Below are 25,353 nucleotides of genomic sequence, written 5' to 3'. Positions count from 1 at the left end.
GCAGGCTTGAATCCGTGGGCCGCCGCCACGCGCCATCCATGGCGCGGGGCGGCTAACCCGGCGTCCTGCCGGGTTACCCACGAATTCAAGCCTGCGTTCGGCCAGCGTGGTTTAACGGGGCGCTTGAGATCAAGATCACAAGCAGATCAAGATCAAGAGCGACTCGCTTCGCATCGTGGTTACCGTTGGTCGCTACCGACTACGCAGATGTATCGAAACCCTGGCTGCGATAGGCCCGCATAAACAACTTCACCACGTCCTGCACATGCTCCTCGGCCTCTTGCGCACTCAATTGCCCGCCACACCCGTACAACAAACGAAAGTTCGCCGTGCCCTTAAGCAAGCAAAAGAAGTGCTCCGCGGCTTTGAACGGTGTGTCGATGCTCAGGGCTCCGCCCTGGTGAATCTTGCCGAGCAGGCGCTCCATGCCTTGCAGCATGCGCATGGGGCCGGCGTTGAAGAAGATCTGGGAGAGTTTCACGTCCTGATTGCCGGTGGTCATCATCAGGCGATGCAGGTTTACCGACTCCTCGCTGTTGATCAGCCGATGAAAGCCGCGTGCGATGTTGAGCAACACCGTCTCGACGGGCATGCCTTCGGGAAGCTCGAAGTGCATCACCGGCAACTGCTCTTCACATTTGGCCACCACCGCAGCGGTGAACAGCGTCTCCTTGTCGGTGAAGTGGCTGTAAACCGTGAGCTTCGATACGCCGGCCGCCAGGGCAACGGCGTCCATGCTGGTGTTCGCATAACCCTTGTCCAGAAACAGCGATTTCGCCGATTCGAGGATTGCCTGGCGTTTTGCCATGTCCTTGGGACGCCCGGGGCTTGCGGTGTTCAGAGGATTGTCGGACATTTTCACCTTTAATACTGGACTGGTGAGTTTGGTATTAATAACATACCGGCCAGTATAATTATTCCAAGCTCTATTTGCGAAAGGTCCTTCAGCATGCGCAGCGCTTTCCTGCCCCTTGCTTTGCCTGTCAGCCTGGTCTTCCTGTTGGCCGCGTGCGGCCATGAAGAAGCGGCCCAGACCACCGTACGTCCGGCCATGGTGGTGCAACCGCAGCCTTCGGCACAGGCGATGGACAGCTACCCCGGTGAGGTGCGTGCCCGTTATGAGCCGGACCTGGCCTTTCGCATCGGCGGTAAAGTCAGCAAGCGCCTGGTGGAGGAGGGCGAGCGGGTCAAGGCCAACCAGCCGCTGGCCGAACTCGACCCCCAGGACGTGCGCCTGCAACTGGAAGCGACCCGCGCTCAAGTAGCCGCTGCAGAGGCCAATCTCAGCCTGGTGCGTGCGGAACGAGATCGCTATAAGACCTTGATGGACCGGCAGATGGTCAGTCGGTCGCAGTACGACAATTCCGAAAACCTCTACCGAGCCGGTGAAGCACGCCTCAAGCAGATCAAGGCCGAGTTCGATGTGTCGAGCAACCAGGCCGGCTACGCCGTGCTGCGTGCGCCTCAGGACGGGGTGGTCGCCAAGCGTGCGGTCGAAGTGGGGCAAGTGGTTTCCGCTGGCCAGACCGTGTTCACCCTGGCCACCGATGGCGAGCGTGAAGTGTTGATCAGCCTGCCTGAACAGGGCTTTGGCCGCTTCAAGGTCGGCCAGCCAGTGTCGGTGGAGTTATGGAGCCAGCCAGAGCAACGTTTTGCCGGGCGCATTCGTGAGCTGTCTCCCGCGGCTGACCCCAAATCCCGCACTTTCGCGGCGCGTGTGGCCTTCACCGGCGGCAAAGTGCCCGCCGAACTGGGGCAAAGTGCGCGGGTTTTCATCCAGGCCGACGGTGTCATTGCGCTGTCGGTACCCTTGTCTGCCCTGAGTGCCGAAAACGGCGCGTCCTACGTCTGGCGCGTACAACCGGACAACACCCTTGAACGCACTCCCGTGCGCATGGGTGCCTTTGGCGAAAACACGGTACCGATACTGGAAGGATTGGCCGCCACCGATTGGGTGGTTGCCGCAGGCGTGCATGTACTCCATGAGGGCCAATTAGTGCGCCCGGTGGATCGCTCCAACCGTGTGGTTAATCTGGCGGCCAAGGAGTAGTCCCCATGGGTTTCAATCTTTCCGAATGGGCGTTGCGTAATCGCCAGATCGTACTGTTCCTGATGATCCTGCTGGCCGTGGTTGGAACCTTGTCCTACACCAAGCTGGGGCAAAGCGAAGACCCGCCCTTTACCTTCAAGGCCATGGTGATCAAGACCAACTGGCCCGGGGCCACGGCCCAGGAGGTATCGCGCCAGGTCACCGAGCGAATCGAGAAAAAACTCATGGAGACCGGTGAGTACGAACGCATCGTGTCGTTCTCCCGCCCCGGTGAATCCCAGGTCACCTTTATTGCCCGTGATTCGATGCGTTCGGCGCAGATTCCCGAGTTGTGGTATCAGGTGCGCAAGAAAATCAGCGACATCCGCCACACCTTGCCGCCGGATATCCAGGGGCCGTTTTTCAACGATGAGTTCGGCACCACGTTCGGCAATATCTACGCCCTGACCGGCGACGGATTCGACTATGCCGTGCTCAAGGACTACGCCGATCGCATCCAGATCCAGCTGCAACGTGTCCCGGATGTGGGCAAGGTCGAGTTGCTCGGCTTGCAGGACGAGAAGATCTGGATCGAGCTGTCCAACCTCAAGCTCGCTACCCTCGGCTTGCCTTTGGCTGCGGTACAGCAGGCGTTGCAGGAACAAAATGCGGTGTCCACCGCCGGCTTCTTTGAAACCCCTACCGAGCGCGTGCAATTGCGCGTTTCTGGCAACTTCAAGACGGTGGAAGAGATCCGCAACTTTCCGATACGCGTGGGGGATCGCACTTTCCGCATTGGTGACGTGGCTGACATCCATCGAGGTTTCAACGACCCACCGGCACCGCGCATGCGCTACATGGGCGCAGATGCCATCGGCTTGGCCGTGGCCATGCGCGACGGTGGCGACATCCTCGTATTGGGCAAGGCCCTTGAAGCGCAATTCGCACGCCTGCAAAAGAACCTTCCGGCAGGGATGGAGCTGCGCAAAGTGTCGGACCAACCAGCAGCGGTAAAGACCAGCGTCGGCGAGTTTGTCCAGGTACTGGCTGAAGCGTTGGCGATTGTTTTGCTTGTGAGCTTTTTCTCCCTCGGTGTGCGCACCGGCATGGTCGTTGCCCTGACGATTCCGCTGGTACTGGCGATGACCTTTGCCAGCATGTATTACCTGGGCATCGGCCTGCACAAGATTTCCCTTGGCGCCTTGGTCCTGGCACTGGGCTTGTTGGTAGATGACGCGATCATCGCCGTGGAAATGATGGCGATCAAAATGGAGCAGGGCTACGACCGGCTCAAGGCTGCGAGTTTCGCCTGGACCAGTACCGCGTTCCCTATGCTCACCGGCACCCTGATCACGGCGGCGGGCTTCTTGCCGATTGCCACCGCGCAATCGAGCACCGGGGAATACACCCGCTCGATCTTCCAGGTGGTGACCATCGCACTGCTGGCCTCCTGGGTGGCAGCCGTGGTGTTTGTGCCGTACCTGGGGGAAAAACTCCTGCCCGACCTGGCGAAGATTCACGCCGCCAAACACGGTACCGACGGCCCGGACCCTTACGGCACACCCTTCTACCAGCGTGTAAGACGTCTGGTGGAGTGGTGCGTGCAACGGCGTAAAACCGTGATCGTGCTGACCTTGCTGCTGTTTATCGGCTCGGTTGCACTGTTCCGCTTCGTGCCGCAACAGTTCTTCCCGGCTTCCGGTCGCCTGGAGTTGATGGTCGACCTGAAACTGGCCGAGGGCGCTTCGCTCAGCAACACCGCCGAACAGGTCAAACGCCTGGAGGCGTTGCTCAAGGAGCATGCCGGCATCAACAACTATGTCGCCTACGCGGGCACCGGTTCGCCGCGGTTTTACCTGCCACTGGACCAGCAATTGCCCGCTGCCAGCTTCGCCCAGTTTGTGGTGCTGGCTAACACCATCGAGGAGCGAGAAAGCCTGCGCACCTGGCTGATCGAAACCCTCAACGAGCAATTTCCCGAACTGCGTTCGCGTGTCACACGGCTGGAGAACGGCCCGCCCGTAGGCTACCCGGTGCAGTTTCGCGTGACCGGCGAGCACATCGAAGAGGTGCGCGCGCTGGCGCGCAAAGTGGCGGCGAAGGTTCGCGAAAATACCCATGTGGTCAATGTGCACTTGGACTGGGAAGAGCCAAGCAAAATCGTGTACCTGAATATCGACCAGGACCGTGCCCGCGCCCTCGGCGTGAGCACCGCCAACCTGGCGAAATTCCTGCAGAGTTCCCTGACCGGCTCCAGCGTCAGCCAGTACCGTGAGGACAACGAATTGATCGAGATCCTCCTGCGCGGCACGGTGCATGAGCGTAGCGAACTGTCGCGCCTGCCGAGCCTTGCCGTGCCCACCGACAATGGTAAAAGCGTGGCGCTGTCGCAAATTGCCACCCTCGAATATGGCTTCGAAGAGGGCATCATCTGGCATCGCAACCGCTTGCCCACGGTGACTGTGCGGGCCGATATCTATGGCAAGGAACAGCCGGCGACCCTCGTGCAGCAGATCTTGCCGACGCTCGCCGATGTACGTGCCGAACTGCCGGACGGCTACTTGCTGGAAGTGGGCGGCACGGTTGAAGATTCAGCGCGTGGGCAAAACTCGGTGAAGGCCGGCGTACCGCTGTTTATCGTGGTGGTGCTGACCTTGCTGATGCTGCAACTGCGCAGCTTTTCGCGCACGGCGATGGTCTTTCTCACCGCACCGTTGGGGCTGATCGGCGTGACCCTGTTCCTGCTGGTATTCCACCAACCCTTCGGCTTCGTCGCCATGCTTGGCACCATCGCGCTGTCGGGAATGATCATGCGTAACTCGGTGATTTTGGTGGACCAGATCGAGCAAGACATCAAGGCCGGCCTGGCACCTTGGCAGGCGATTATCGAAGCTACGGTCCGACGCTTTCGCCCGATTGTTCTGACGGCACTGGCGGCGGTGCTGGCGATGATTCCACTGTCGCGCAGTGTGTTCTTCGGGCCGATGGCCGTGGCGATCATGGGAGGGTTGATCGTGGCTACGGCATTGACCTTGCTCTTTCTCCCGGCGCTTTATGCTGCGTGGTTTCGCGTCAAAAAGGACGCTGGATAATCAGGCTGTCATCTCGGTTGTCGGGGCGTAGAGAGTACGCGCCCCGTCACCGTGGGCATGCGGCAGAATGAGCAATTTTCCTATGTGAGAGATAGGAAGCTCACTACACGGGCCTAGGAACCTTTCCTTATTGATTGCCACTCAATGTTACCTGGTTGGCAGGTACCTACTGCTCTTGCTCGTCGGCAGAAACAGTAGTGATTGGAATGAATTTAAGGAGTTCGCCATGTGTATAGCTAGTTTGAAGGCTTTTCTGCGTCCGCCCAGCAGGCCAAAACCTCCTGAAAAGTGTAAACCCAGCCCTCCTGAACGTTGTAAGCCCAAGCGCCCTGGGTATTGCAAACCCAAGCCCCTTGAGAGTTTCAGACCCAACCCTCCTGAGGAATGCAGACCCAAGCCTCCTGAGGAATGCAAACCCAAACCCCCTGAGTATTGCATGCCCAAACCTCCTGAAGAGTGCAATCCCGAGCCCCCTCCGAAGTGTTGCTACATAAAAACCGTTGAGCTGACGATTGTCATGAAGGCGGCCATAAATTACTGACTTTGAGGCTCTTTTTTGCGCAAACGCCTCGAGAATACGAGGCGCTTGTGGGGGGCAGGGCAGATCGGCAGGTTTTACAGCGCGCCAAACACCTTCTTGGCCAAGCTGGTAGCCGCAGCCGCTGGATTCTTGCGAATCGTTTCTTCCTGCTGCGCAATCATCTTGAACAAACCATCCAGGGCCTGCTCGGTCACGTAGTTCTCAACGTTGGCGCTCTTGGCGTCCACCGCGCCAAAGGCCGCGGCCTTGCCGGCGAGGGCGTTGTACTGCTGGGCCACGCCGACTTTGTCGGTGGCGGCCTTGACGATAGGCAGGAACTTGGCGCGAATCTCTTCACGGCTGCTTTTGTTCAGGTACTGGGTGGCGGAGTCCTGGCCACCGCTGAGAATGCCCTTGGCGTCGGTCACGCTCATGTTCTTCACAGCGTTGACCAGGATCGGCTGGGCCTGGGTCACGGCGGTTTCCGCCGCCTTGTTCATGCTGGTTTCCAGCTGCGTGACCTGGTCACCCATGCCGAACATTTTCAACTTGTCGGCGACTTTGCCGAGTTTGCCCGGCAGGTCGATCTTCACGTCCGGGTTGTTGCTGAAACCACCGGGCGTCCCGAGCTGTTTCACAGCAATCTGTGCACCTTGGGTCAAGGCATCCTTGAGGCCGCCGCTGGCGTCGCCCTGGGACAGGCTGCCGAGATCCAGGGCCATGGCGTTGGCGCCGAATAGCAAGCCAGCACACAGGGCGGTGAGGCGAAGAGATTTGCGGAGCATGGGCGCTTCCTTATGAAGTGGGAATGATCAGTGTGCAGCCGCATCCACGCGCAGGCGCAGCGGTTGTGGGTCCTGGCCGTTGAGCTGCACGGTGTGCCGCTCGGTGGTGATAAACAGTAGCTTGCCGTCCAGCTCGATGCGAGCGCTGACCGAGTATGTGTGGCCTGGCTTAACCTGGGCCGGGTCATAGCTCAGGTGAAACGGCAGCGGCACCTGGCCTTTGACCGGCCCTTTCTGTTCGGCGAGGGTCACGGCCGGGGCGTCCATCAGGGACACGTCCTGCAGGCTGACACTCAAGGTGGCGGCTGGCGGCAGGGCGATGCGTTGCAGGTAGAACACTTCGCCGTCGAGGCTGGCCTTCGGGGTTGGGGTCATCGAGTGGCAGGCTCCGAGCAGGGCGGTCAGGCCCAGGAGGATGAGTTTTTTCAAGGTGCGGCTCCTTTTCAACGGCGCCGGAATCCGCCCGGCGCCTCAATCAGTCTAGCGCTGTGCTTCAGGATTGACGGCAACCGGTTCGGCCGCAGCCTCGGCTGCGCCGTCCACGCGGTGCAAGGCAACTTGGCGGATCGACAGGCGAATATCCGCCGGCAGTACGCGTTTGGCGGCGCCTTCGGCCAGTTCGCCGAGCAGGTCGTGATAGCCCAGCTTGCCGGCTTCATCGCGGCGCAGCACATCTTGCTCCAGCAACGTCTGGATAAAATGTCGGAAAAGACTCTTGTCGAAGAATTCCGGGGCATTGAGGCCGTGCAGGATCGACAGGCGCTGGGCCATGATCGTGCACAGGTCTTCCAGCTCTTCGGCGCTGATGCTGTTCTGGCCGCTGTTGAGCAGTAACGAGATCGCCATGTAGAAACGTTGCAGGGTCTGGGCGATGCTCTTGGACAGCAGCGTCAGCAGCACAAAGTGCCGCGAACTCGGCGCCGGGCGCAGGTATACGGCGTTTTCGAAACGCAGCAGGCCTTGTTCGACAAACGCGTCCAGCCACTGGTCGACCACGCTGTCCAGATCCTCCAGCGACCAACGGATAAACAGCTCCGATTGCAGGTACGGGTAGAGCGCGTGGGTGTAGCGCAGGATCTGTTCGCGGGTCATGCGCGAACTGCTCTGGAAGAAGCTCGCCAGCAACGCTGGCAGGGCGAAGATGTGCAGCACATTGTTGCGGTAGTAGGTCATCAGGACGGCATTCTGCTCATCCAGATAAACGATTTTGCCCAGGGCGTCGCTCTGTTCGGACAACAAGTTCATGTCCTTGACGTGCTTGATCAGCGCCAGGCCATCGCCCTCCGGCAAAGTGGTATGGGGCGAGTAGGGCACACGACGCAACAACGCCAGGTACAGGTCCAGTTGGCGGGCCATGGCCTGTTCATCCAGCGCCAGGCGAGTGGTGGACAGTAGCGCCAGCGCCACCAGGTTCACCGGGTTCACCGCAGCGGCTTCGTTCAAGTGGCGCGCCACCTGTTCGCCGAGGCGATTGGTGGTCTCGTTGAGCCACGCCGGTTTGTAGTTCGGCCCCAGTTCCTGGGCGCGCCAGTCCGGTTGCTCGGCGTCGAGGAACTCCGCCAGCTTGATCGGCTCACCGAAGTTGACCGCCACTTGGCCGAAGCGCTGCTTGAGCGCGCCGACCACTTTGAAAATATCGAAGATCGACTCTTTCTTCTTGCTCGCGCCACGCAGTTCGCCCAGGTAAGTGCGGCCTTCGAGCACGCGCTCATAGCCGATATACACCGGCACGAACACGATGGGCATGCGCGAGGAACGCAGGAAGCTGCGCAAGGTGATCGCCAGCATGCCGGTTTTCGGTTGCAGCATGCGCCCGGTGCGCGAGCGCCCGCCTTCGACGAAGTATTCCACCGGGAAACCCTTGGTAAACAGGGTGTGCAGGTATTCGTTGAACACCGAGGTGTACAAAGGGTTGCCCTTGAAGGTGCGGCGCATGAAAAACGCACCGCCACGGCGCAGCAGGCTGCCGATCACCGGCATGTTGAGGTTGATGCCGGCGGCGATGTGCGGCGGGGTCAGGCCGTTCTTGAACAGCAGGTAGGACAGCAGCAGATAGTCGATGTGGCTGCGGTGGCAAGGCACGTAGATCACCTCGTAGCCTTGGGCCACCTTTTGCACGCCCTCGATGTTATTGACCTTGATACCGTCGTAGATCTTGTTCCAGAACCAGCTCAATACCACTTCCAGGAAGCGGATCGCGGTGTAGGTGTAATCCGAGGCAATCTCGTTGCCATAGCGCAGGGCCAGGGCCTTGGCTTTTTGCGGGGCGATCTTTTCGCGTTCGGCTTCATCCGCAATGGCTTGGCGTACCAGCGGCATATTGACCAGGCCCTTGACCAGATTACGCCGGTGGGACAGGTCGGGGCCGATCACTGCCGTCTTCAGGTTACGGAAGTGCACACGCAGGATGCGCTGGGCCATGCGTACGGTGCGTTCGTGACCTTTATTGTGCTCGATCAATTCACGCAGGTTGATAGGCGCGGAGAATTGCACGCGAGTCTTGCGCCCCAGGATCAGGATGCTCAACAACCGGCGTAGACGCCCGGTGACCGCCCAGCTGTCGGCGAACAACAGCTTCCACGGGCTGGACTCGCTTTCGGGGGATTGGCCCCAGAACACACTGACCGGAATGATTTGTGCATTCTCTTCGGCGTGTTCGGTGAGGGTGTTGACCAAGCGCGTCAGGGTGGGCGGCGCACCGCGCTTGTCCTGGCGGCCGAGCCAATCCGGATCCGGCGTGAGGTAGAAGAACGCCGCAGGCTCCATCAACGGCCCCACCGACACCGGCAGCACCGGACGTGGCAGGCCAGCCTTGGTGCACTCGGCATCGACCACCGCCAACTCGGTCAGGGAGGGTGATTGCAGGACGTAGAAAACCGGCCGGCTGCGGTCCAGGTTGAGGGTTAGGGACGACTGGTTGATCGTCTCTGAGCGAACCCAGAGGTACAACAGTCGGCGCAAGGTGCCGAACACCAGACGGCGGAACGGGGAGCGGGTCATAGGCGAGCTGCTTCAAGTGGAAAAAACCGAGCAGGCGCTCGGGCGGGTAGTGTGCCGTATTCGCCGAAAATCGGCAAAAAAGCAGCGATGTAAAGTTGAGTTGATGGTTTTTGAGCCTGTCTTATACTCGGCAGTTCAATGCGAGCGACTCAACAATAAAAAACCAGTGGGAGTGAACAGATGTCAACGCGCGAAACCGGGAATGTGAAGTGGTTCAACGATGCAAAGGGCTACGGCTTTATCCAGCGTGAGGATGGCAAGGATGTGTTTGTGCATTATCGCGCTATTCGCGGTGAGGGCCACCGTTCGTTGGCCGAGGGCCAGCAGGTGGAGTACGCCGTGGTGACGGGCGAGAAGGGCTTGCAGGCGGAGGATGTGGTGGGCCTGTAGCAACGTTGTTTGATCGTTCCCACGCTCTGCGTGGGAACGCCTCTTGTGACGCTCCGCGTCACGCTTTGGGACGCAGAGCGTCCCAGGCTACTTTCCCACGCAGAGCGTGGGAACGATCTTCAGGCGGTCTTCCAGGTGATCTGTTCTTCACCGTCTTCGCTGATGCGAATCCAGGTGTCGGCACTTTCCTCACCTTCTTCCTCAACCCAGGTGCCCGGCGCGCAACGCACTTCGACGTTCAGCGCGGCAAACGCGGCGCGGGCGCAGGCAATGTCGTCGTCCCATGGGGTCTGGTCGCTTTCCAGGTACAGGCTGTTCCATTTGCCCACCGCCTTGGGCAGCCAGGTCACCGGCACGCTGCCGGCCTTGCACTTGTAGGTCTGGCCTTTCTGGACCCAGTCGGTACACGGGCCGAGTGCGGCGCCCAGCCAGGCAGCGATGGCCTTGTGATCGACGTCGGCGTCCTTCAGGTAAATCTCAATATCGGGTTGGCGCATGGATGTTCCTCGTTGCGGGATTCGAAAATCCATTCGCGGATGGGTGAACGTCAGTCATTGAAGCACGAAATAATCGTAACGCATCGACACCGTGACCTGCAGCGGCTCGGCCGCCTCGATCACCTCGTGGCGGCGCTCGGCACTGGCCCGCCAGCCGTGGGGCGTCATCGCCAGCAGGTTGGCGCGGTCCTGGGCTTCGGCCAGGCTCAGGGTGAATTCCAGGGTTTCACTGTGAGCAAGGCTCATACCGTCCGGCACCAGGGCCAGGTGTTTGTCGTCGGTGTACTCGCGTACCTCGTCGTAAAGACGCTCGCGCAGTTCCATCAAGTGGCCGCTGGTCGGGCCGACCTTCATCAAACCGCCGCCGGGACTGAGCAGGCGCTTGGCCTCTTGCCAGTCCAACGGGCTGAACACGCTGGCGAGGAACTGGCAGCTGGCATCGGCCAATGGCACGCGGGCCATGCTGGCGATCAACCAGGTCAGCGCCGGGTTGCGTTTGCACGCGCGCTTGACCGCTTCCTTGGAGATATCCAGGGCATAGCCATCGGCGTGGGGTAGGGCCTGGGCAATTTGCGCGGTGTAGTAACCCTCGCCACACCCAATGTCGACCCAGCGCTGCGGTGCACGCTCGACGGCCAGTTCGGCCAGGCGCTTGGCCACTGGCGCATAGTGGCCAGCGTTGAGGAAGTCGCGGCGCGCCTCGACCATGGCCAGGTTGTCGCCTGGGTCGCGGCTGTTCTTGTGCTGCACCGGCAACAGGTTCAAATAACCCTGGCGCGCGCGGTCGAAGCGGTGCCCGGCCGGGCACGCCACGCCATTGTCCACGGTATTGAGCGGTGCACTGCAAATGGGGCAGGCAAGCATCAGGCGAGCAACTTGATCAGGGTCTGGTAGTAGATTTCGGTCAGCACGTCGAGGTCGCTGGCCAGGATGCGTTCATTGACCTGGTGGATCGTCGCGTTCACCGGGCCCAGTTCGACCACCTGGGTGCCCAACGTTGCAATGAAGCGCCCATCGGAGGTGCCGCCACTGGTGGACGCCTGGGTCTCGCGCCCGGTGATCGCCAGGATGCTGGCCGACACTGCATCCAACAGAGCGCCTGGCTCGGTGAGGAACGGCAGGCCCGACAGCGCCCACTCCACGTGCCAGTCCAGGCCATGTTTGTCGAGAATGGCCGCGACGCGTTGTTGCAGGCCCTCGACGGTGGATTCGGTGGAAAAACGGAAGTTGAACACCGCCGTCAGGTCACCCGGGATCACGTTGGTGGCGCCAGTACCGGAGTTGAGGTTGGAAATCTGGAAACTGGTTGGCGGGAAGAACGCGTTGCCGTCATCCCAATGCTCGGCAGCGAGTTCGGCCAGGGCCGGTGCGGCCAGGTGGATCGGGTTCTTTGCCAGATGCGGGTAAGCCACATGGCCCTGTACACCGCGCACGGTCAAGGTGGCGCCAAGGGAGCCTCGGCGGCCGTTCTTGACCACGTCGCCCACCAGGCTGGTGCTCGACGGTTCGCCGACGATGCACCAGTCCAGGCGCTCGTTGCGTGCGGCCAGGCGTTCGATCACGGCCTTGGTGCCGTGGTGCGCCGGGCCTTCTTCGTCGCTGGTGATCAGGAAGGCGACCGAACCCTTGTGGTCCGGGTAGTCGCTGACGAAACGTTCCGCCGCCACCAGCATCGCCGCCAGGCTGCCTTTCATGTCCGCCGCCCCACGGCCGCAGAGCATGCCGTTGTCATCGATCAACGCGTCGAACGGGTCGTTCTGCCAGGCCTGTACCGGGCCGGTCGGCACCACGTCGGTGTGACCGGCAAAACACAGCACCGGGCCTTCGTGCTTGCCGTGGATGGCCCAGAAGTTGTCCACATCTTCGATGCGCATCGGTTCAAGCGCAAAACCGGCGTCGCCCAGGCGCTGCATCATCAGCTTCTGGCAATCGGCATCGATCGGTGTGACCGACGGGCGACGGATCAGGTCGATGGCAAGTTGAAGGGTCGGCGAAAGGTCGGCATGGGCCGTCATGGGGGGAACTCCGGAAATCGAGGCGGCGACGTTCTAACTGTAGGAGCGAGCTCGCTCGCGAAAAACTCAAGGGCACCGCGTGCATTCAGGATGCCCGCGTTATCGTTAACGATTTTCGCGAGCAAGCTCGCTCCTACAGTGATGGGTGTAAGGCACGCAAAAGGGCCGTTATCTTATAGCAAAACGGCGGCCAAGGGCCGCCGTTTAGTGCATCGCGTGACTTTTTACGCCGCCGGCGCAGCCTCAGGCGCCGTCGAAGGTTTGGGCAGCGACGACAAGAACGCCATGATCAGCGCCGCCACGTACGGCAGCGACTGTACCAGCAACATCACCACCCAGAAGCGAATGTCATTGCTCGGCAGGCCTTGCACCAGGTAGATCCCCAGCGCCGCGCCCCATAGCAGCAGCATGATGAACATTTCTTCGCGGGCTTCGGAAATCGCCACCCAGAAGCCGTGGTTATCCGCGTTTTTCGGTGTACGAAAGAACGGAATGCTGCTGGTGAAGAAGCCGTACAACACCGCCTTGGCGATGGTATGAGACAGCGCCAACCCGGCCAGCGCCGCGCAGAACGCATCTTTCAAGTTCACACCTACCGCACGACGATAGAGGAAGATGATCTTGCCGACTTTGAACACAAACAACGCCAACGGCGGGATTGCGAAAATCAGCAATGGCGGGTCGACCCGAGTCGGCACGATGATCATCGCCGCAGACCACAACAGGGCGCCGACGGTAAAGAAGATGTTCATGCCATCGGCCACCCACGGCAACCAGCCCGCAAGGAAGTGGTAGCGCTGGCCACGGGTCAGTTCGGTGTCTTTGCCGCGCAACAGGCTGGCGGTGTGGCGCTTGATGATCTGGATCGCGCCATAGGCCCAGCGGAAACGCTGTTTCTTGAAGTCTATAAAGGTATCCGGCATCAAACCCTTGCCGTAGCTGTCGTGGTAGTACGCCGCGGACAGGCCTTTTTCGAATACGCGAAGGCCCAGTTCGGCGTCTTCACAGATGCACCAGTCGGCCCAGCCCAGCTCTTCAAGCACCGAGCGACGGGTCATGGTCATGGTGCCGTGCTGGATGATCGCGTCACGGTCGTTACGGGTGACCATGCCGATATGGAAGAAGCCCTTGTATTCGGCGTAGCAGAGCTTCTTGAAGGTGCTTTCGTTCTGGTCGCGGTAATCCTGGGGCGACTGCACCACGGCGATTTTCGGGTCGGCGAAGTGCGGCACCATGTGCTTGAGCCAGTTCGGCGATACGCAGTAGTCCGAGTCGATCACTGCGATCACTTCGGCATCCTTGGCGGTGTGCGGGATCAGGTAGTTCAGCGCGCCGCCCTTGAAACCGGCCAGGGGCGCGACGTGGAAGAACTTGAAGCGCGGGCCGAGGGTTTCGCAGTAGTCGCGCACCGGCTCCCACACCGCCGGGTCCTTGGTGTTGTTGTCGATGATCAGGACTTCGTAGTCCGGATAGTCGAGGGCGGCCAGGGCATCGAGGGTCTGCTTGACCATTTCCGGTGGCTCGTTGTAGCACGGCACGTGGATCGATACTTTAGGGCGGTAGTCCGAGTCGCCTTCCACGGGCAGGAATTCACGCCGACGCTTGTGGGTCCACACCGCTTCCGCCAGTTCGTGGGCTTCGGTCAGCAACACAATGAACACGCCCAGGGCGCCGAGTGCCAGCAACACCCCGACCGTCACGCTGAACCAGGTGCTGTATTGCTGGCTGTAGTCGTAGCCGATCCAGACCAGCACCGACCCGCACAGGAACGCAATGAAGGTCAGGAAGGTACGGCCCCGCTGGCGCAGGGCCGAGCCGTCGATCATCAACAGGGTCAGGGACAGCAGCGCAAGCACCACCGAACCGATGGCCAGTACCCGCCATTGCGGAATCGCCACCACCGGGCCGTCAAAATTGAATTTCTGCTGGCGCGCGGCATTGAATACACCCCAATACGCACCCGCCGACCCTTCGTCGCTGACCTTCCACGGCTGGTCGAAGGCCTCGATCACAAAGTAGTTGTAACCCTGGCGGTTGAGCTTGTTGACCAGCGTACGCAGGTAAATCGCCTGGTCGGCCGGCGACGACTCATTGCCACCGCGCATACGGCCGTTGCTCGGCCAGCCCACTTCCGATAGCAGCAGTGGCTTTTTCGGGAAGGCTTTCTTCAGGTCCTTGGCGCGGTCGAGAACGTACTGGCCGGCCTTGTCCATTGGGATGTATTCCCAGAACGGCAGGATGTGCGCGGCGATCAGGTCGACGTGCTTGGCCAGTTGCGGGTTCTTTTCCCAGATGTGCCATTGCTCGGAGGTGGTCACCGGGACTTTCACGGCGGCGCGCACGCGGTCGAGCAGCACGATCAGGGCTTCGGGGGTGATTTCTTCACGGAACAACGCTTCGTTGCCCACCACTACGCGCACGACGCTGCGCGAGGTGTTGGCGATCTCGATAGCGCGCTGGATCTCCCGCTCGTTACGCTCAAGGTCCGGGCTGATCCAGATCCCCAGGGTCACGCGCAGGCCAAACTCTTCGGCCAGCTTGGGTATATCCCCCAGGGGGCCGTCCACCGAGTAGGTACGGATGTTGTCCGTCAGCTTGCTCATGATCGCAAGGTCCTGACGCATCTGTTCGTCGGTAGGGTACTGGCCTTTCTGCGGGTACTGGCCTTGCTGGAACGGCGAGTAGGAAAAACCGGAGATCTGATCGGGCCAGTTGGGAGCGGTGACCGGGCGGTTGATCAGCGCCCAGAAACCGGTGAACAGCGCGGCAATTGCCAGCACCACCACCAGGTTGAGTCCAAATTTACGCGATGCCATGGTTATGTCGGGTTCCAAAGGGTGCGGAACGAAAGAGGTGTCGGCCTGCGCCGAACGGCGCGCATCCTACACTGGCGCTTCCCTGAGCGTACAGCAGACAGAGAAAAGCCGGACGTTAGTCTGCGAAACTCCATCTAAGTTCTTCACTTGTAACTTGTAGCTTAAAACTTGCCGCTCCGTAGCCCTATAATGCGCGCCGGTTTTTGGGGTAATGATGATGAGTACAGAAGATCCGCGGTTTGCAGGCGTCGCCCGCTTGTACGGGCTTGAGGGCCTGGAGCGCTTGAAAGCGGCCCATGTGGCGATTGTCGGCGTCGGCGGCGTGGGTTCCTGGGCGGCGGAAGCGATTGCCCGCTGCGGGGTGGGCGAGATTTCGCTGTTTGACCTGGACGATGTCTGCGTCAGCAACAGCAACCGCCAGTTGCATGCCTTGGACAGCACCGTGGGCAAGCCCAAGGTCGAAGTGATGGCTGAGCGTTTGCGCGGTATTAATCCTGAGTGCACCGTGCACGCGGTGGCAGACTTCGTCACCCGCGACACCATGGCCGAGTACATCACCCCGACTATCGACTGCGTGATCGACTGCATCGACGCGGTCAACGCCAAGGCGGCGCTGATTGCCTGGTGCAAGCGTCGCAAGATCCAGATCATCACTACTGGCGGTGCCGGCGGGCAGATTGACCCCACGCTGATCCAGGTGTGCGACCTGAACCGCACCTTCAATGATCCGCTGGCGTCGAAAGTACGCTCTACCTTGCGCCGCGATTATGGCTTCTCGCGCACGGTGACCCGTCATTACAGCGTGCCCTGCGTGTTTTCCACCGAACAACTGCGCTATCCCAAACCCGATGGCAGTATCTGTTTGCAGAAGAGTTTTGTCGGCGACGGGGTCAAGCTTGACTGCGCGGGAGGGTTTGGCGCGGTGATGATGGTCACCGCCACGTTCGGCATGGTGGCGGCGACCAAGGCGGTGGACAAGATTGTGGCGGGAGTGCGCAGGCCGTCGGAGCGCATCAAACCCAGCTAAATCTCATTGCCGAACATAGATCCAGATTGTGGGAGCTGGCCTGCCTGCGATAGCGGTGTGTCAGCCACTGAAAATACTGACTGATTCGCCGCTATCGCAGGCAAGCCAGCTCCCACATTATTTCTGTGTACGCGTCAGGTCTCGCATGCGTTGCAGTACGGCATTCAAGCCATTGCTGCGCGACGGCGATAGTTGGCGCGACAGGCCCAGTTGATTGAACCAGCCAGGCAGGTCGACCGCTTGCAATTGATCAGCCGACAAGCCGTTGACCCGCGCCAGCAGCAACGCCACCAACCCGCGAATCATCCGTGCCTCGCTGCTCGCAGCAAACTGCCAATGGCCGCCCTGCAAGCGGCCCACCAACCACACTAGGCTTTCACAACCTTGCACCAGGTTAGCGTCGACCTTTTCGTCATCAGCCAGGGCGGGCAAGCGTTCACCCCATTGCATCAGCATCCGTGCGCGCTGCTCCCAGCTGCCCACAGCCTGGAAGGCCTCCAGCGCGGCCATGGCGTCCACTGGCAAGCTCATCGCAACATATCCAGCGCCTGGTCCAACGCTTCAAAAAAGCGTTCCAGGTCGTCGGAATCGTTGTAGAGCGCCAGGGAAACGCGGATTGCGCCTGACAGATGCATTGCCTTCAACAATGGCATCGCGCAGTGATGACCGGCGCGCACAGCAATGCCTTGCTCGGTCAGCAGGTGGGCGAGGTCGGCGTTGTGCACGCCCTCCACCACAAAACTCACCAGCGCCACCTGCGGCGATCCCAGCACGCGCACGCCATTGCGTGCCTTAAGCCCGCGCAGCAGGTAGTCATGCAGGGCGGCTTCGTGGGCGATCACCGCCGAGGCATCCAGCGAGCTCAGGTAATCCAGGCTCGCGCCCAGGCCGATCACACTGGCAATCGGTGGGGTGCCGGCTTCAAAGCCCAGCGGCGCGGGGCGAAAGCTGGCGCTGTGGTAGTCGGCCTGTTGCACCATCTCGCCGCCGAACTGCCAGTGGCGCAGGTGGTGCAGGGCCTCATTACGGCCATACAGTACGCCGACGCCGTCCGGGCCGTAGAGTTTGTGGCTGGAGAACACGTAGAAGTCGCAGCCGAGGGCCTGTACGTCGTGGCGGCCATGGACGATGCCTTGGGCGCCGTCCACCACCGTGAGGGCGCCGTGTGCCTGGGCCAGCGCCAGCAAGGCTTGCAGCGGCTGCCAGGCCCCGAGCACGTTGGACAACTGGCTCACCGCCAGCAGGCGCGTGCGTGGGCCAATCAAGCGGGCTGCGGCGTCCAGGTCGATTACGCCTTCATCGTCCAAGGGTAATACCACCAGCGTGAGCGCGTGGCGTTTGGCCAATTGCTGCCAGGGCAACAGGTTGGCGTGGTGTTCCAGGGCGCTGATAGCAATCTCATCGCCCGCATTGAATAAGTGTTCCAGGCCATAGGCCAGGAGGTTCAGCGCAGACGTTGCGCCGTGGGTAAACACAACCTGCCCGCTGTCACCTGCGTTCAACCACTGCGCGACCTTGCTGCGGCTGTCTTCAAAGGCCTGGGTAGCATGGGCCCCGGGCAAATGCTGGGCACGGTGCACATTCGCTGCGCCATTGGCGTAGTAATGATTGATGGCATCCAGCAGGGCTTGGGGTTTTTGCGTGGTGGCGGCGCTGTCCAGATAGGTCTGGTCTTGCCGTTGCAGGGTGGCGATGGCCGGGAAGTCGGCGCGCCAGGGGGAGGGCACAAGCATGGTGATCAAGACTCGTATAAGCGAGCCGCCCCCGAGGGTGCGGCCCGCTAGTGGCATCGAGTGGCTGCTTAGTTGTGAGCGTGCAGCGCTTCGTTCAGTTCGATGGCCGATTTGTGGGTTTTGCACTCCACGGCACCGGTCTCGGAGTTACGACGGAACAGCAGGTCCGGCTGGCCAGCCAACTCGCGTGCCTTGACCACCTTGACCAGTTGGTTCTGCTCGTCCAGCAGGGCAACCTTGGTGCCGGCGGTGATGTAGAGGCCCGACTCCACGGTGTTGCGGTCGCCCAATGGGATACCGGTACCGGCGTTGGCGCCGATCAGGCAGCCTTCGCCCACCTTGATCACGATATTGCCGCCGCCCGACAGGGTGCCCATGGTGGAGCAACCGCCGCCCAGGTCCGAGCCCTTGCCGACGAATACGCCCGCCGATACGCGACCTTCGATCATGCCCGGGCCTTCGGTGCCCGCGTTGAAGTTGACGAAGCCTTCGTGCATCACGGTGGTGCCTTCGCCCACGTACGCGCCCAGACGGATACGTGCAGCGTCAGCGATACGCACGCCAGCCGGTACGACGTAGTCGGTCATTTTCGGGAACTTGTCCACCGAGAACACTTCCAGCAGGTCGCCACGCAGGCGCGCTTCCAGTTGGCGCTCGGCCAGTTCATTGATGTCGATAGCGCCCTGGCTGGTCCAGGCCACGTTCGGCAACTGCGGGAACACACCGGCCAGGCTCAGGCCGTGGGGCTTGACCAGGCGATGGGACAGCAGGTGCAGCTTGAGGTAGGCCTCGGGCGTGGAGGTCAGTGCGGCGTCTTCGGCCAGCAAGGTCGCGACCAGCGGCGTGTGGCTTTCAGCCAGACGGCTGAGCAGGGCGGCCTGGGCAGCATCGACGCCTTTGAGCGCGTCGGCCAGTTGCAGGGCCTGGCTCACGGTGAAGGTGATCGCCTGGTTGCCTTCGGTGTAACCGAGGATCGGTGCGATGGCGGCAACGATTTCAGCCGATGGATTGAGCAAGGGTTGTGCGTAAAACACTTCCAGCCAAGCACCTTGGCGGTTCTGAGTGCCGACGCCGAAGCCCAGGCTGAACAGGGAATTGGACATGCTGTTACCTCTACAAAAATGGAAGGCTGGCCTACTTGAGGGCCGCCGAATAACTATCTGGCTTGAAGCCAATCAGGGTTCTGTCACCGAGATCGAGCACCGGGCGCTTGATCATCGAGGGTTGTGCGAGCATCAATTCAATGGCTTTCGACTGATCGAGATCGGCTTTGCGTTCGTCTTCGAGTTTGCGAAAGGTGGTGCCCGCACGGTTCAAAACCACCTGCCAACCGTGCTCGTTGCACCATTGGGTCAAGTGTTCGCGGTCGATACCGGCCGTTTTGTAGTCATGGAACTCATAGCTCACCCCGTGCTCATCGAGCCACGTGCGCGCCTTTTTCATGGTGTCGCAGGCTTTGATGCCGAAAAGGTGCAAGGTTTTGCTTGAAGCACTCAAGGAATTGCCCCCCTTTGGACGTATGAAAATGAAAGATCGCCGATTATGCCACGACCAGCGGGTTTCGGCGCCGCTCGTCAACAGCGTGCGACTTTTGTGCAAAGTGCCAGTGCGCAGCATAGGCGAGTAACATAGCCAGGTAACATAGCCGGGTAATATGGCACTTCAACGGCCAGTTGTTGCCTGATGTGTCGTTGCAAGCCGATTGTCCGGGAAACCCGCGTTATGCAAACCGCCTACACCGTTCTTATCCTGCTGATGCTGGTCAGCTTTTCGCGCCTGATCGGGCGCATCATCCCACTGCCCTTGCCCCTGGTGCAGATCGCCGCCGGCGCCTTGCTGGCCTGGCCCACGTTGGGGCTGCATGTGGCGCTGGACCCTGAGCTGTTCCTGTTTCTGTTCCTGCCGCCACTGTTGTTTTCCGATGGTTGGCGCATGCCCAAGCGTGAGTTGTGGCACCTGCGTGGCCCGATCCTGACATTGGCGGTGGGGCTGGTGCTGTTCACCGTGGTGGGCGCCGGTTACTTCATTCATTGGTTGCTGCCCTCGATCCCCTTGCCGGTGGCCTTTGCCCTGGCAGCGGTGCTCTCGCCGACGGACGCTGTGGCGGTGTCGGCCATTTCCCAGAACCGTTTGCCCAAGCCGCTGATGCACATGCTCCAGGGCGAGGCCTTGATGAATGACGCGTCGGGCCTCGTGACTTTCAAGTTCGCCCTGGCCGCTGCGTTGACCGGGGTCTTTTCCCTGGCGGATGCCAGCCTGACGTTTGTGTTAGTGGCGGTGGGCGGGCTGGCGATCGGTGTGGCGTTGAGCTGGCTGGTCGGCCGCCTGCGCGCCTGGATGATCGCGCGCGGTTGGGACGACCCGGCGACCCATGTGGTGTTCATGTTGTTGCTGCCCTTTGCTGCGTACGTACTGGCTGAACGCCTGGGCGCGTCCGGCATCCTCTCGGCGGTGGCAGCGGGCATGATGCAAAGCTGGCTCGACCTGCTGCCGCGCCAGACCAGCACGCGCCTGCTCAACCGCAGCGTGTGGTCGTTGCTGGAGTTTGCCTTTAACGGCCTGATCTTCCTGCTGCTCGGTCTGCAACTGCCAGACATCATCAAGGCCGTGGTCAGCCATGAAACCACGCTGTGGCCCACCTTGATGTATCGCTGCCTGGATGTGGTGGCGATCTTTCTGGTGCTGGTGGTATTGCGCTTCATCTGGGTGCAAAGCATCTGGCGGCTGTCAGGTTTGCTGCGCAGGCTACGTGGCAAAAGCGCGCTGACCCTGGTGCCGACGGCCCGTTCCTGCTGGTTGTTGACCGTCGGCGGTGTACGCGGTGCGGTGACCCTGGCGGGCGTCATGTCGGTGCCCTTGCTGTTGGCGCCTGGCCAGGATTTCCCTGAGCGTGACCTGCTGATCTTTATCGCTGCCGGTGTGATCCTGTTATCACTGGTCGCTGCCTGTATCGCGCTGCCGCTGCTGTTACGCGGCGTCGAGAATAGCCCGGATGAAAAACGCCACAAAGAAGTGCGCGAAGCCTGGAAAAAGACCGCCGTGGCCGCGATTCATGCACTGGAGGCCGACGAGCCAGTCGAGGCCGACACGCCGGACGCCGCCCAGGCGGCATTGGCTACCGAACTGAAGGCACGGCTGATGTCGGAATATCGCCATCAATTGGAGGTCTTCAACGATTCGGCTGAAGCTCAGGCGCTGGCGCAGCAAATGGACCTGCTTGAGCGCAAGCTGCGGCTCAAGGCTCTGCGCGCCCAACGGTTGGAGTTGTACAGCTTGAGCCGTCACCACCAGATTGGTGATGACGTATTGAGGGAGGTGCTGGCGGAATTGGATATGAGCGAGGCGAATTTGGGTCACATGAAGTGACCCGTAAGCCCTTAACGGCGACGCTGGATAAAGTCGCGAATCCGCTCAGCCGCTTCCACGCATTCGGCCAACGGCGCAACCAATGCCAGGCGCACACGCCCCGCACCTGGGTTAAAGCCGTCCACTTCCCGCGACAGGTAAGAGCCCGGCACCACCGTCACATGTTCTTCCACGAACAAATCGCGGCAGAAGGCGGCGTCATCGCCTTGTACATTCGGCCACAGGTAAAAGCCGCCGTCCGGGCTTTGCACGTCCAGCACCGGCTTGAGGATCGCCAGCACTGCGTCGAACTTCTCGCGGTACAGGTCACGGTTGGCCAGTACATGGGCCTCGTCCTGCCAGGCGGCGATGCTGGCCAACTGGGTTTGCACCGGCATCGCGCAGCCATGGTAGGTGCGGTACAGCAAAAAGGCCTTGAGGATCTCGGCGTCGCCGGCCACGAAGCCTGAACGCAGGCCTGGCAGGTTGGAGCGCTTGGATAGGCTGTGGAATACCACGCAACGCTTGAAGTCCTGAAGGCCCAGTTCGACGCAGGCGCTGAGCAGGCCCGGGGGTGGGGTTTGTTCGTCGAAGTACAGTTCGCTGTAGCATTCGTCGGCGGCGATGACGAAATCGTATTTATCGGCCAGGGCGATGAGTTTTTTCAGCGTGGCGACTGGAATCAGCGCACCGGTCGGGTTACCGGGGGAGCACAGGAACAGGATCTGGCAGCGTTTCCAGATATCGGGGGAGACAGCATCGAAGTCTGGATTGAAGCCGTTGCTATCCAGGCACGGCAGGTAATGCGGCTTGGCCCCCGCCAGGAACGCGGCGCCTTCGTAGATCTGGTAGAACGGGTTGGGGCTCACAACCAGTGCATCGTCGCCACGGTTGACCACGGTCTGGGTGAAGGCAAACAACGCCTCGCGCGTACCGTTGACCGGCAGGATGTTGCGCGCCGGGTCCAGCCAGCCCTTGGGCACGTTGAAGCGGCGTTCGCACCAGGCGCCGATGGCTTCACGCAGTGCCGGGATACCCAACGTGGTGGGGTACACCGCCATTTGATCGAGGTTATTGCTCAAGGCCTCGGCAACGAAGGCCGGTGACGTGTGCTTGGGCTCGCCGATGGACAGTGCGATCGGGCGTTTGTCCGGGTTCGGCGTCACGCTGCCGAGCAGGGCGCGCAGCTTCTCGAAGGGGTAGGGCTGCAACTGGTTAAGGGCGTTGTTCATATAAGCCTCTATCACGGTGAGCGCGGATCTGTGGGAGCTGGCCTGCCTGCGATCTGCGGTCGATCGGACGGGCCGAGGTGTCTGCATCGCAGGCAAGCCAGCTCCCACATGACTCGTGTTCACAAAGTTAAGAATTCAAATAGTCACTCTGGTCAGCTCGACACCGGGTTCCTGGGTCACGCTCAACTGCTCCACGATTGCCGCCTGTAAACGCAGGCACAGCTCCGGGTCGGACAGTGGCTGGTTGTCGGCATCGGTGATAAAGAACACGTCTTCTACCCGCTCGCCCAGGGTCGCAATCTTGGCATTTTGCAATGACAGGTCGAACTCCAGGAAAATCCCGCCGATACGCGCCAGCAGGCCTGGGCGATCCGGTGCGCTGAGCTCCAGCACCGTCACCGGTCGCTGTGCGTCGTTGGAAATGGTCACCTGAGGCGCAAAGGCAAAATGCTTGAGCTGGCGCGGCACCCGGCGCTGGATGATGGTGGGGTAGTCGTCGGGGTTGCGCAGGGCTTCGGTGAGGCCCTCGCGGATCTTTTTCACGCGCGCCGGGTTGTCGCCAATCGAGTCGCCGTCGGCGTCGAGCACGATGTAGGTGTCGAGGGTGAACTGGCTGCTGGAGGTGATGACCCGGGCGTCATGGATGTTCAGGTTGAGCTGGTCCATGGCCGCCACGGTCACGGCGAAGAAGTCGTGCTGGTCGGGCGCGTAAATGAAGATCTGCGTGCCGCCTTCGAATTCGCGCTGGGTGGTTTCCTTGATCAAGACCAACGGGCCGCCATCGGCGGGTTGCTGCAGGATTGCGTCACTGTGCCAGGCCACGTCGCCGGCGGTGTGGCGCAGGAAGTAATCATCACCCAGTTGCGACCAGAGTTGCTCGACGTCGTCCGGGTCGTTACCGCCGCGCACCAGGATATCCAGGGCTGCGCTTTGGGTGCGGCGGATCTGCTCTTCGCGGTCCACCGGGTTCTCCAGGCCACGGCGCAGGGCGCGCTTGGTTTCGGTGTACAGCTGGCGCAACAGGCTGGCACGCCAGGAGTTCCACAGCGTGGGGTTAGTGGCGTTGATATCGGAGACGGTCAGCACATAGAGGTAGTCGAGACGGGTCTCATCGCCGACGATGCCGGCAAAGTCGTGAATCACCTGTGGGTCGGACAAGTCCTTGCGCTGGGCCGTGGTCGACATCACCAGGTGGTTCTGCACCAGCCAGACAATCAGGCGGCTGTCCCACAACGGCAACTGGTGGCGCTGGCAGAAGGCTTCGGCATCCACCGCGCCGATCTCCGAGTGGTCGCCATGCCGGCCCTTGCCGATGTCGTGGTACAAGCCGGCCAGGTAAATCAACTCGGGCTTGGGCAGCTTGGCCATCAGCTTACTGGCCAGCGGGAATTTCTCTGACACCTGCGTGTACTGCAACTTACGCAGGTGCTTGATCAGGTTCAGGGTGTGGGCATCGACGGTATAGATATGGAACAGGTCGTGCTGCATCTGCCCGACGATAAAGCCGAACTCCGGCAGGTAGCGCCCCAGAATGCCGTAGCGGTTCATGCGCCGCAGGTTGCGATGGATGCCGATGCGGCACTTGAACAGCTCGATAAACAGGCTGGTATTGCGAATGTCGTTGCGAAAATCGTCGTCGATCAGGTGACGGTTTTCCCGCAGCAAGCGGATGGTATCGGCGCGCACGCCTTTGATCTCCGGCTGCTGGGCCATCAACACGAAGATTTCCAGCATGGCGAACGGGGTGCGGCGGAACACGTTGTCGTTGCGTGCTTCGATATATCCGTCGTGCAACTGGAAACGCGCATTGATCGGCTGCGGTGGCGCTTCGTCTTCGGGGGCCAGGATCACTTCTTCGAAGTGCTGGATGATCAAGTCGCTGAGCTGGGCAATGCTCATGACTACCCGGTAATACTGCTGCATGAAGCTCTCGATGCTGGTCTTCGCATCTTCGCCTTCAAAGCCCAGAAGGGTAGCGATAGAGCGCTGGTGATCGAAGAGCAGGCGGTCTTCGGAACGACCGGCCAGCATGTGCAGGGCGTAGCGCACCTTCCACAGGAATTCCTGGGACGAGGCCAGCAGGGAATTTTCGCTCTCCACCAGAAAGCCTTCGCCGGCCAGGGCGCGCAGGTTCAGCGTGCCGTATTGACGGCGCGCCACCCACAAGATTGTCTGGATATCCCGCAGCCCACCGGGTGAGCCTTTGACGTTGGGTTCCAGGTTGTATTCGGTGTCGTTGTACTTGTGGTGCCGGGCTTTTTGCTCGGCGCGCTTGGCCAGGAAAAAGTCTTTGCTTGGCCACATGTGTGCGGTACTGGTGACTTCAAGCATGCGCTGGCGCAGGCGCTCGGGGCCACAGATGGTGCGGCTTTCCATCAGATTGGTGACCACCGTCAGATCGGCACGGGCCTCTTCGGCGCATTCGTCCACCGAGCGTACGCTCTGGCCGACTTCCAGGCCGATGTCCCACAGCAACGTCAGAAAGCGCTCGATGGAATCGCGAAAGATCTCGTGATCGGCCTGGTCCAGCAGGATCAGCAGGTCGATGTCGGAGTAGGGGTGCAGTTCGCCGCGACCGTAGCCGCCGACCGCCACCAGGGCGATATCGGCGTCGAAACTCCAATTGAACTGCTCCCAGGCCTTTTGCAGGATGTTATCGACGAACCAGGCGCGGTCTTCGATCAGGCGGCGAATATCCCGGCCGCTGCGAAAGCGCGCATCGAGCACCTCGCGGGCTTGGCGGATGGCCTTCTTGAAGGCGGCGATGGGGCTTGCCTTCAGTGCCAGCTCGGCCTGGAATTGGCCACGGTCGAAGAGTTCGGGATCCACCTGGGGCATCGTTCGGCTTTCCTTTCTATCTATCAGTCAGTCA

General features: G+C 61.0%; 19 protein-coding genes. 5 read left to right on the top strand and 14 right to left on the bottom strand.

Going from position 1 to position 25,353, the window contains the following annotated elements:
* Positions 1-199: 199 nt before the first annotated feature.
* On the bottom strand, positions 200-856 hold the full coding sequence (locus tag HU730_RS06450; protein WP_186526506.1) for a TetR/AcrR family transcriptional regulator: 657 nt from the start codon (positions 854-856) through the stop codon (positions 200-202).
* Positions 857-949: 93 nt separating this feature from the next.
* Here HU730_RS06450 and HU730_RS06445 point away from each other — a divergent pair, with 93 nt between their 5' ends.
* Together HU730_RS06445 and HU730_RS06440 are read left to right on the top strand one after the other, a co-directional pair.
* Positions 950-2,050, top strand: a complete 1,101-nt coding sequence (locus HU730_RS06445) for an efflux RND transporter periplasmic adaptor subunit (protein ID WP_186526507.1) — start codon at positions 950-952, stop codon at positions 2,048-2,050.
* Between the two features lie 5 nt (positions 2,051-2,055).
* Positions 2,056-5,121 carry an efflux RND transporter permease subunit gene (locus HU730_RS06440; RefSeq protein ID WP_034126817.1) on the top strand — a complete coding sequence of 1,022 codons (3,066 nt, stop codon included), beginning with the start codon at positions 2,056-2,058 and terminating at the stop codon, positions 5,119-5,121.
* Positions 5,122-5,736: 615 nt separating this feature from the next.
* On the opposite strand, the gene HU730_RS06430 is transcribed toward HU730_RS06440, so the two are convergent.
* From HU730_RS06430 to plsB, 3 genes are read right to left on the bottom strand one after another with little or no spacing between them, the layout of a single operon-like run.
* The gene (locus tag HU730_RS06430; protein ID WP_186526509.1) at positions 5,737-6,426 is read right to left on the bottom strand and encodes a DUF4197 domain-containing protein; all 690 of its coding nucleotides are present in this window, start codon (positions 6,424-6,426) and stop codon (positions 5,737-5,739) included.
* A gap of 27 nt (positions 6,427-6,453) precedes the next feature.
* Positions 6,454-6,855 carry a YbaY family lipoprotein gene (locus HU730_RS06425; RefSeq protein ID WP_014717218.1) on the bottom strand — a complete coding sequence of 134 codons (402 nt, stop codon included), beginning with the start codon at positions 6,853-6,855 and terminating at the stop codon, positions 6,454-6,456.
* Between the two features lie 51 nt (positions 6,856-6,906).
* A complete protein-coding gene (plsB, locus tag HU730_RS06420) occupies positions 6,907-9,426 on the bottom strand; it encodes a glycerol-3-phosphate 1-O-acyltransferase PlsB (RefSeq protein ID WP_186526510.1) in 2,520 nt (839 codons plus the stop codon).
* Positions 9,427-9,606: 180 nt separating this feature from the next.
* On the opposite strand from plsB, the gene HU730_RS06415 reads away from it, so the two are divergent.
* Complete coding sequence (locus tag HU730_RS06415; RefSeq protein ID WP_034126819.1) at positions 9,607-9,816, top strand: cold-shock protein; 210 nt, start codon at positions 9,607-9,609, stop codon at positions 9,814-9,816.
* 119 nt (positions 9,817-9,935) lie between these two features.
* On the opposite strand, the gene HU730_RS06410 is transcribed toward HU730_RS06415, so the two are convergent.
* The 4 genes from HU730_RS06410 to HU730_RS06395 all read right to left on the bottom strand — a co-directional run bounded on the left by HU730_RS06410 (position 9,936) and on the right by HU730_RS06395 (position 15,144).
* Positions 9,936-10,313 (bottom strand): hypothetical protein, encoded by a 378-nt coding sequence (locus tag HU730_RS06410; RefSeq protein WP_034126820.1) that lies wholly within the window; start codon positions 10,311-10,313, stop codon positions 9,936-9,938.
* Between the two features lie 54 nt (positions 10,314-10,367).
* Positions 10,368-11,177, bottom strand: coding sequence for a putative RNA methyltransferase (locus HU730_RS06405; RefSeq protein WP_034126821.1), 810 nt, complete (start codon positions 11,175-11,177; stop codon positions 10,368-10,370).
* Positions 11,177-12,328 (bottom strand): succinyl-diaminopimelate desuccinylase, encoded by a 1,152-nt coding sequence (gene dapE / locus HU730_RS06400; protein ID WP_186526511.1) that lies wholly within the window; start codon positions 12,326-12,328, stop codon positions 11,177-11,179. Before dapE ends, HU730_RS06405 begins: the two co-directional genes overlap by 1 nt.
* A 224-nt stretch (positions 12,329-12,552) precedes the next feature.
* Positions 12,553-15,144 (bottom strand): glycosyltransferase, encoded by a 2,592-nt coding sequence (locus HU730_RS06395; protein WP_034126823.1) that lies wholly within the window; start codon positions 15,142-15,144, stop codon positions 12,553-12,555.
* A 211-nt stretch (positions 15,145-15,355) separates the two neighbouring features.
* On the opposite strand from HU730_RS06395, the gene tcdA reads away from it, so the two are divergent.
* Positions 15,356-16,171 (top strand): tRNA cyclic N6-threonylcarbamoyladenosine(37) synthase TcdA, encoded by an 816-nt coding sequence (gene tcdA, locus HU730_RS06390; protein ID WP_034126824.1) that lies wholly within the window; start codon positions 15,356-15,358, stop codon positions 16,169-16,171.
* 117 nt (positions 16,172-16,288) lie between these two features.
* Here tcdA and HU730_RS06385 read toward each other — a convergent pair whose 3' ends face one another.
* From HU730_RS06385 to HU730_RS06370, 4 genes are all read right to left on the bottom strand, one after another.
* On the bottom strand, positions 16,289-16,702 hold the full coding sequence (locus tag HU730_RS06385) for a SufE family protein (RefSeq protein WP_186526512.1): 414 nt from the start codon (positions 16,700-16,702) through the stop codon (positions 16,289-16,291).
* The gene (locus HU730_RS06380) at positions 16,699-17,904 is read right to left on the bottom strand and encodes a cysteine desulfurase (protein ID WP_186526513.1); all 1,206 of its coding nucleotides are present in this window, start codon (positions 17,902-17,904) and stop codon (positions 16,699-16,701) included. Before HU730_RS06380 ends, HU730_RS06385 begins: the two co-directional genes overlap by 4 nt.
* Before the next feature lie 68 nt (positions 17,905-17,972).
* Positions 17,973-19,007 (bottom strand): 2,3,4,5-tetrahydropyridine-2,6-dicarboxylate N-succinyltransferase, encoded by a 1,035-nt coding sequence (dapD, locus tag HU730_RS06375; protein ID WP_034126827.1) that lies wholly within the window; start codon positions 19,005-19,007, stop codon positions 17,973-17,975.
* A 31-nt stretch (positions 19,008-19,038) separates the two neighbouring features.
* Entirely contained in the window at positions 19,039-19,401 is a 363-nt protein-coding gene (locus HU730_RS06370; RefSeq protein ID WP_014717227.1) for an ArsC family reductase, read from the bottom strand.
* 225 nt (positions 19,402-19,626) lie between these two features.
* Between HU730_RS06370 and HU730_RS06365 the strand changes: the two genes are divergently transcribed.
* Positions 19,627-21,270 carry a Na+/H+ antiporter gene (locus HU730_RS06365; RefSeq protein WP_034126828.1) on the top strand — a complete coding sequence of 548 codons (1,644 nt, stop codon included), beginning with the start codon at positions 19,627-19,629 and terminating at the stop codon, positions 21,268-21,270.
* Between the two features lie 11 nt (positions 21,271-21,281).
* Here the strand turns inward: HU730_RS06365 and dapC are convergent, their stop codons facing one another.
* Positions 21,282-22,481, bottom strand: coding sequence for a succinyldiaminopimelate transaminase (dapC, locus tag HU730_RS06360; RefSeq protein ID WP_186526514.1), 1,200 nt, complete (start codon positions 22,479-22,481; stop codon positions 21,282-21,284).
* A 135-nt stretch (positions 22,482-22,616) separates the two neighbouring features.
* Entirely contained in the window at positions 22,617-25,319 is a 2,703-nt protein-coding gene (locus tag HU730_RS06355; protein ID WP_186526515.1) for a [protein-PII] uridylyltransferase, read from the bottom strand.
* Positions 25,320-25,353: the final 34 nt, after the last annotated feature.

Origin of the sequence: Pseudomonas sp. SWRI22 (assembly GCF_014268395.2) — a bacterium.
GTDB classification, from domain to species: Bacteria; Pseudomonadota; Gammaproteobacteria; order Pseudomonadales; family Pseudomonadaceae; genus Aquipseudomonas; species Aquipseudomonas paracarnis.
The sequence above is the reverse complement of the archived record's forward strand: the minus strand, read 5'-3'. Positions and strand labels throughout refer to the sequence as shown.

What these genes read in the sequence shown, in the direction of transcription:
- HU730_RS06450 (WP_186526506.1), bottom strand. Translation starts at nt 856, where the DNA reads ATGTCCGACAATCCTCTGAACACCGCAAGCCCCGGGCGTCCCAAGGAC.
- HU730_RS06445 (WP_186526507.1), top strand. Translation starts at nt 950, where the DNA reads ATGCGCAGCGCTTTCCTGCCCCTTGCTTTGCCTGTCAGCCTGGTCTTC.
- HU730_RS06440 (WP_034126817.1), top strand. Translation starts at nt 2,056, where the DNA reads ATGGGTTTCAATCTTTCCGAATGGGCGTTGCGTAATCGCCAGATCGTA.
- HU730_RS06430 (WP_186526509.1), bottom strand. Translation starts at nt 6,426, where the DNA reads ATGCTCCGCAAATCTCTTCGCCTCACCGCCCTGTGTGCTGGCTTGCTA.
- plsB (WP_186526510.1), bottom strand. Translation starts at nt 9,426, where the DNA reads ATGACCCGCTCCCCGTTCCGCCGTCTGGTGTTCGGCACCTTGCGCCGA.
- HU730_RS06415 (WP_034126819.1), top strand. Translation starts at nt 9,607, where the DNA reads ATGTCAACGCGCGAAACCGGGAATGTGAAGTGGTTCAACGATGCAAAG.
- HU730_RS06410 (WP_034126820.1), bottom strand. Translation starts at nt 10,313, where the DNA reads ATGCGCCAACCCGATATTGAGATTTACCTGAAGGACGCCGACGTCGAT.
- HU730_RS06405 (WP_034126821.1), bottom strand. Translation starts at nt 11,177, where the DNA reads ATGCTTGCCTGCCCCATTTGCAGTGCACCGCTCAATACCGTGGACAAT.
- dapE (WP_186526511.1), bottom strand. Translation starts at nt 12,328, where the DNA reads ATGACGGCCCATGCCGACCTTTCGCCGACCCTTCAACTTGCCATCGAC.
- HU730_RS06395 (WP_034126823.1), bottom strand. Translation starts at nt 15,144, where the DNA reads ATGGCATCGCGTAAATTTGGACTCAACCTGGTGGTGGTGCTGGCAATT.
- tcdA (WP_034126824.1), top strand. Translation starts at nt 15,356, where the DNA reads ATGATGATGAGTACAGAAGATCCGCGGTTTGCAGGCGTCGCCCGCTTG.
- HU730_RS06385 (WP_186526512.1), bottom strand. Translation starts at nt 16,702, where the DNA reads ATGAGCTTGCCAGTGGACGCCATGGCCGCGCTGGAGGCCTTCCAGGCT.
- HU730_RS06380 (WP_186526513.1), bottom strand. Translation starts at nt 17,904, where the DNA reads ATGCTTGTGCCCTCCCCCTGGCGCGCCGACTTCCCGGCCATCGCCACC.
- dapD (WP_034126827.1), bottom strand. Translation starts at nt 19,007, where the DNA reads ATGTCCAATTCCCTGTTCAGCCTGGGCTTCGGCGTCGGCACTCAGAAC.
- HU730_RS06365 (WP_034126828.1), top strand. Translation starts at nt 19,627, where the DNA reads ATGCAAACCGCCTACACCGTTCTTATCCTGCTGATGCTGGTCAGCTTT.
- dapC (WP_186526514.1), bottom strand. Translation starts at nt 22,481, where the DNA reads ATGAACAACGCCCTTAACCAGTTGCAGCCCTACCCCTTCGAGAAGCTG.
- HU730_RS06355 (WP_186526515.1), bottom strand. Translation starts at nt 25,319, where the DNA reads ATGCCCCAGGTGGATCCCGAACTCTTCGACCGTGGCCAATTCCAGGCC.